Genomic DNA, 5,627 nt, shown 5'->3' on the forward strand with positions numbered 1-5,627 from the left:
AAAAGTTGGAAATTTTTAGTGAGTAGTGGTTCTATTTACTAAAATTTCCGACTTTTTAGACCAATTTTCTGCCACCGCAGTAGGGCAGTCTATTCTCGAACAGCCTCCCGGGGACGGGCAATCTTGCGTCTGTCCCGGGCCACAACTAACACAAGCCGCTAACACAATCTGCGATTCCGGTTGAACTAATCATCTAATTTTTAATCCAACCCCTCGAAACCATTCACGGGGGTGTTTATGAAGTCAATTAGCCAAGACTCCGGATTTTCCTATCAGCGAATTGATGGGCCTGATTCCGCCATTTCTGAAGTAAAATGTGCCAATCCCTTCAATGAACCCCCAGCACTGGCGGCTTGCAGGGTTGGCAATATCAGCTGCCTGAAAAGAGAGCTGGAAAAGGACTACGCTGTCGTATACAGGGATTACCGTTCTGGAAAAACCGGGGGTATGGTTTCCTTGCTTTTTGTTGCAGTTGATGAAGGGCATGTCGAGCTGGCCCAGCTGCTGATCAACAAAAAGGCTGATGTTAACTATGTTACTCAAATTGGGTTGACGCCGCTCGGTCATGCTGCCGCGCAAGGGTATATTGATCTGGCCCGATTGTTGATCGACCATAAGGCTGAGGTTAACCAGATTTTTGGAGAAGGGTTAACGGCGCTGATTCTTGCTGCGAAATACGGACATGTCGAGCTGGCCCAGCTGCTGATCGACCATGAGGCCAAGATTAATCAGGCGACTGCATACGGGTCCACGGCGCTCACTTTTGCTGCGGAAAAAGGGCATGTTGAGGTAGTCCGGCTGCTGATCGACCATGAGGCCAAGATTAATCAGGCGACTGCATCCGGGTCCACGGCGCTCAGTTTTGCTGCGGAAAAAGGGCATGTTGAGGTAGTCCGGCTGCTGATCAACAAAGGGGCTGATCCTGATCTGGCTACTTTTAAGGGAACCACACCGCTTGGTTTTGCTGCGTTAGAAGGGCATGTTGAGGTGGTCCGGCTGCTGATCAACAAAGGGGCTGATCCTGACCTGGCTAATTCAGGCGGATTCACGCCGCTCAGTTTTGCATCGGAAAAAGGGCATGTTGAGGTGGTTCAACTGCTGCTCGACCACGAGGCCAAGGTCAATTTGGCGACGAACAAGGGCACTACGCCGCTCTCTTTTGCTGCGCGAAAAGGGCATGTTGAGGTGGCCCGGCAACTGATTGAAAAGGGTGCTGATGTTGATCAGGCTAATGTAAAACAGGCCACGCCACTCTATTTTGCCGCCAAGCAGGGTAACAATAAGATGGTTGAACTGTTATTAGCCAATGGTGCAGATCCAAACAAAAAATTTGAAAGATTTCGATTGTGGTTTTTTTCGATCACCAGGTCCCCTCGTGCCGCTGCCCGGCATTTTCATGGAAATAAAGAAACGGTGGAAATGATAAGGGCAGCCAAAGCTTTGAAAAAAAGAAACATTGTTCGATCCAGTGAATACTCACCACTGCTTGCTGGTCAATTTCCTTCTTTTGGTTCCATTCGACAAGATCTTATAGGGCCAGAATAATAAGTGCAGATCAACGACAGAAAACTTTAAAGGAACTTTTTTAAAGGAACTTTTTTAAAGGAACATTTTTGAAGGAACATTTTTGAAGGAACATTGTTGCCTGAAGGGGCAGGCCGTGGGATGGCCAGCTGGTCACGCTGGATGCGGTGGTTGAGGACTATGAACGCGGTAGTTGGTTGCAAAAAAGCAATATTTTTTATTGGTGTATTTATCAGAGGATTCATTATCATTACCCGATTGCCATTCAGGACCTCCTTCATCCATGACAACACGATTTATCCACTTACGGGTGCACACCGAGTTTTCCCTCAGCGACGGGCTGGTGCGGATAAAGCCGCTGATCAGCTCAATTTCCGGCTCTGGCACCCCGGCGGTGGCGGTGACCGACCAGTCCAACCTCTGTGCGTTGGTGAAGTTTTATTCGGCGGCCATGGGGGCGGGCATCAAGCCCATTTGTGGCGCTGATCTCTGGGTGGAAAATCCGGCGGATGAGCATTCGCCGTCCCGTCTGGTGCTGCTGTGTATGGATGAGCAGGGGTATCACAATCTGACCGAGCTGATCTCCCGGGCGTTTATGGAAAATCAACACCATGAAAAAGCACTGGTGAAACGGGAGTGGATCATGGCTCAGTCCCAGGGGCTGATTGCGCTCTCCGGCGCCCGGGAAGGCGAGATTGGCCGGGCACTGCTGTCGGGCAAAAAGCCACTGGCCGGTGAGTTATTGCAGGAGTGGATGGGGGCGTTTCCTGATCGCTTTTACCTGGAACTGCACCGTACCAACCGGGCAGGGGATGAAGAGTGCCTGCATGGTTCCGTGGAACTGGCGGCAGCGTTCAACTGTCCGGTGGTGGCCACCAATGATGTGATGTTTATGACCCGGGATGATTTCGAAGCCCATGAGTCCAGAGTCTGCATCGGCGAAAGTGTGGTTCTGGATGATCCCCGCCGGGAACATCGCTACAGCGAAGAGCAGTACCTGAAGTCTGAACAGGAGATGGTTGAGCTGTTTGCGGATATTCCCGAAGCGCTGGCCAACTCCGTGGCCATTGCCCAACGCTGTTCCATTAATGTCAAACTGGGAGAGTACTTTCTGCCGGAATATCCCGTGCCGGAAGGGAAAACCATGGATCAGTTTTTCCGTGAATTTTCCCATAATGGCCTGACGGAGCGCCTTTCGTTTCTGTTTGATACGTCGGCACCGGACTTTGCGGAAACCGAAAAAATCTACCGGGAGCGACTGGACTTTGAGCTGAACACCATTCTTCAGATGGGATTCCCGGGGTACTTCCTGATCGTTATGGACTTTATCCAGTGGTCGAAGAATAACGGTATTCCTGTGGGTCCGGGGCGTGGTTCCGGTGCCGGGTCACTGGTGGCCTATGCCCAGAAAATCACCGATCTGGACCCGATCAAATACGACCTGCTATTTGAGCGATTCCTGAACCCTGAGCGGGTATCGATGCCCGACTTTGACGTTGACTTCTGTATGGAAGGGCGGGACCGGGTGATTGATTATGTGGCCCGCACCTACGGACGTGATGCGGTTTCCCAGATCATCACCTTCGGTACCATGGCGGCCAAGGCGGTGGTGCGGGATGTGGCCCGGGTCCAGGGGAAATCCTACGGTTTGGCGGATCGTCTTTCCAAAATGATCCCCTTTGAAATCGGCATGACTCTCAGTAAGGCCTATGAACAGGAAGAGGCCATCCGGGAGTTTCTGGAGACCGATGAAGAGGCGGCGGAAATCTGGGAGATGGCGCTGAAGCTCGAAGGGGTCACGCGCAATGTTGGCAAACACGCCGGTGGGGTGGTGATTGCCCCCACCAAACTGACGGACTTTGCGCCACTCTACTGTGACGAACACGGTAAAGGGGTGGTCACCCAGTATGACAAGAATGATGTGGAATACGCAGGTCTTGTTAAGTTCGACTTCCTGGGCCTGCGCACGCTGACCATTATTGACTGGGCCCTGAAACTGATTAACCCCCGCCGGGCCCAGCGTGGTGAAGAGCCTCTGGCCATTGAAGCCATAGATCTTGAAGATAAAAGTTCCTATGACATGCTGAAGCGGGCGGAAACCACTGCGGTCTTCCAGCTGGAATCCCGTGGGATGAAAGATCTGATCAAACGTCTCCAGCCCGACTGCTTTGAAGATATTATCGCTTTGGTGGCCCTGTTCCGTCCGGGTCCGCTGCAGTCCGGGATGGTGGACAACTTCATTAACCGTAAGCATGGTCGGGAGGAGCTTTCGTTTCCGGATGCCCAGTATCAGCACGAGTCGCTGCAGCCCATTTTGCAGCCCACCTACGGCATTATCCTGTACCAGGAGCAGGTGATGCAGATTGCCCAGGTGCTGGCCGGTTATACCCTGGGCGGCGCGGATATGTTGCGTCGGGCCATGGGTAAGAAAAAGCCGGAGGAGATGGCCAAGCAGCGGGCGGTCTTTGAAGAGGGTGCCATCAGCCAGGGGGTTGATGGTGAGCTGGCCATGAAGATCTTCGACCTCGTGGAGAAGTTCGCAGGCTATGGCTTCAACAAATCCCACTCGGCGGCCTACGCCCTGGTTTCCTACCAGACCTTATGGCTGAAGGCCCACTATCCATCGGAGTTTATGGCGGCGGTCATGAGTTCCGATATGCAAAATACCGATAAGGTGGTGACCTTTATCGAAGAGTGTCGGGATATGGGCCTGACCGTGCTGCCGCCTAGCGTGAACAGCGGCGAATATATGTTTGGCGTGAACGACGATGGTCATATTGTCTACGGACTGGGAGCCATCAAGGGCGTGGGTGAAGGCCCGATTGAGGCAATTGTCAGGGCTCGTAAAGAGGGTGGCCCATTCAAGGACCTGTTTGACTTCTGTGAGCGGGTGGATGCCAAAAGCATCAACAAGCGGGTGCTGGAGGCGTTGATCAAGTCCGGAGCGCTGGACCTGCTTGGGCCGGTTCCACAAAAGCCGCAGCAGCTGAATTTCAATCGCGCCGTGCTGGAAGCGAGCCAGCTGGAGGCGATCAAGGCGGCGGACCAGGCGGCCAAAAGCCTGGATTCCGGTCATATGGATATGTTTGGTGCCCTGGTGCCCGCCGGCGAAGAGGCTGTTTACGACACCTACCTGAAAACCAGCGAATGGACCGATAAGGTTCGCCTCGGTGGCGAGAAGGATACCCTGGGGCTCTACCTGACCGGTCACCCCATTGATGAATACGAAAGTGAAATCCGGCACTTTATCCGCAACCGTATTAAAGACCTGCAGCCTGCCCGGGGTGATAGCCAGAATATTGCCGGGCTGGTGGTGGATATGCGGGTGATGAAAAACAAGAAGGGGGACAAAATGGCGTTTGTTACCCTGGATGACCGCACCGGACGGATTGAGGTGTCGGTGTTTGCCGATGTGTTTGGGGAGTATCAACACCTGCTCCATAAAGACGCGGTGCTGGTGGTGGAAGGAGAAGTCACCTTTGATGATTACTCCGGTAGCCTGAAAGTCCGCTCGAAAAGAGTGATGAAAGTGGTGGATGCCCGCAGCCATTATGCCCGTCGCCTGGTTCTTGAGGTTTCTTATGAACAGGTCGACGGTCATTTTGAGCGAAAGCTGTCGTCCATTCTGGGCGGGCAGCCGGGGCAGTTGCCGGTCAGGATTGATTACCGTCGGGACGATGCCCAGGCCAGCCTGATGCTGGGCGAGCAATGGCTGGTCAGCCCCAGTGATGAGTTGGTATTGGAACTCCGGCAGTGGCTTGGCAAAAATGCTGCTAACGTTGAATATGCCTGAAAAAGTGCTGACGGAATTGGGGTATGAAACGGGCGCTTTGGGTCTTCTGCAGTTTCCCTTTTCGGAATAAGTCAAACTGGATGGAATAATAAAATCATCTTTCATAGAGCTTTCATTGGAATATGAGGTCTGACTTTTTGACCAGGTGAAATTATCTATTTCCCGGTCGCAGACTGCAACAGGCTTCAGGGTTGCCTGAAAGCAAATGGTCATGTACTTTGGAGGCTGTCCGAAAATAGACTGCCCTACTGCGGCGACAGCAAATTGGTCTAAAAAGTCGGAAATTTTTAGTAAATAGAACCACTATTCA

At 52.6% G+C, this 5,627-nt stretch carries 2 protein-coding genes; both read left to right on the forward strand.

What is annotated here, in order from left to right; genetic code table 11:
- The first annotated feature begins 237 nt into the window (after positions 1 to 237).
- A complete protein-coding gene (locus tag KDK14_RS21310) occupies positions 238 to 1,545 on the forward strand; it encodes an ankyrin repeat domain-containing protein (protein ID WP_257267280.1) in 1,308 nt (435 codons plus the stop codon).
- Between the two features lie 262 nt (positions 1,546 to 1,807).
- Positions 1,808 to 5,317, forward strand: a complete 3,510-nt coding sequence (gene dnaE / locus KDK14_RS21315; protein ID WP_257267281.1) for a DNA polymerase III subunit alpha — start codon at positions 1,808 to 1,810, stop codon at positions 5,315 to 5,317.
- Positions 5,318 to 5,627 lie beyond the last annotated feature (310 nt).

Origin of the sequence: Endozoicomonas sp. ONNA2, assembly GCF_024606365.1 — a bacterium.
Lineage (GTDB): Bacteria > Pseudomonadota > Gammaproteobacteria > Pseudomonadales > Endozoicomonadaceae > Endozoicomonas.

What these genes read in the sequence shown, in the direction of transcription:
- KDK14_RS21310 (WP_257267280.1), top strand. Translation starts at nt 238, where the DNA reads ATGAAGTCAATTAGCCAAGACTCCGGATTTTCCTATCAGCGAATTGAT.
- dnaE (WP_257267281.1), top strand. Translation starts at nt 1,808, where the DNA reads ATGACAACACGATTTATCCACTTACGGGTGCACACCGAGTTTTCCCTC.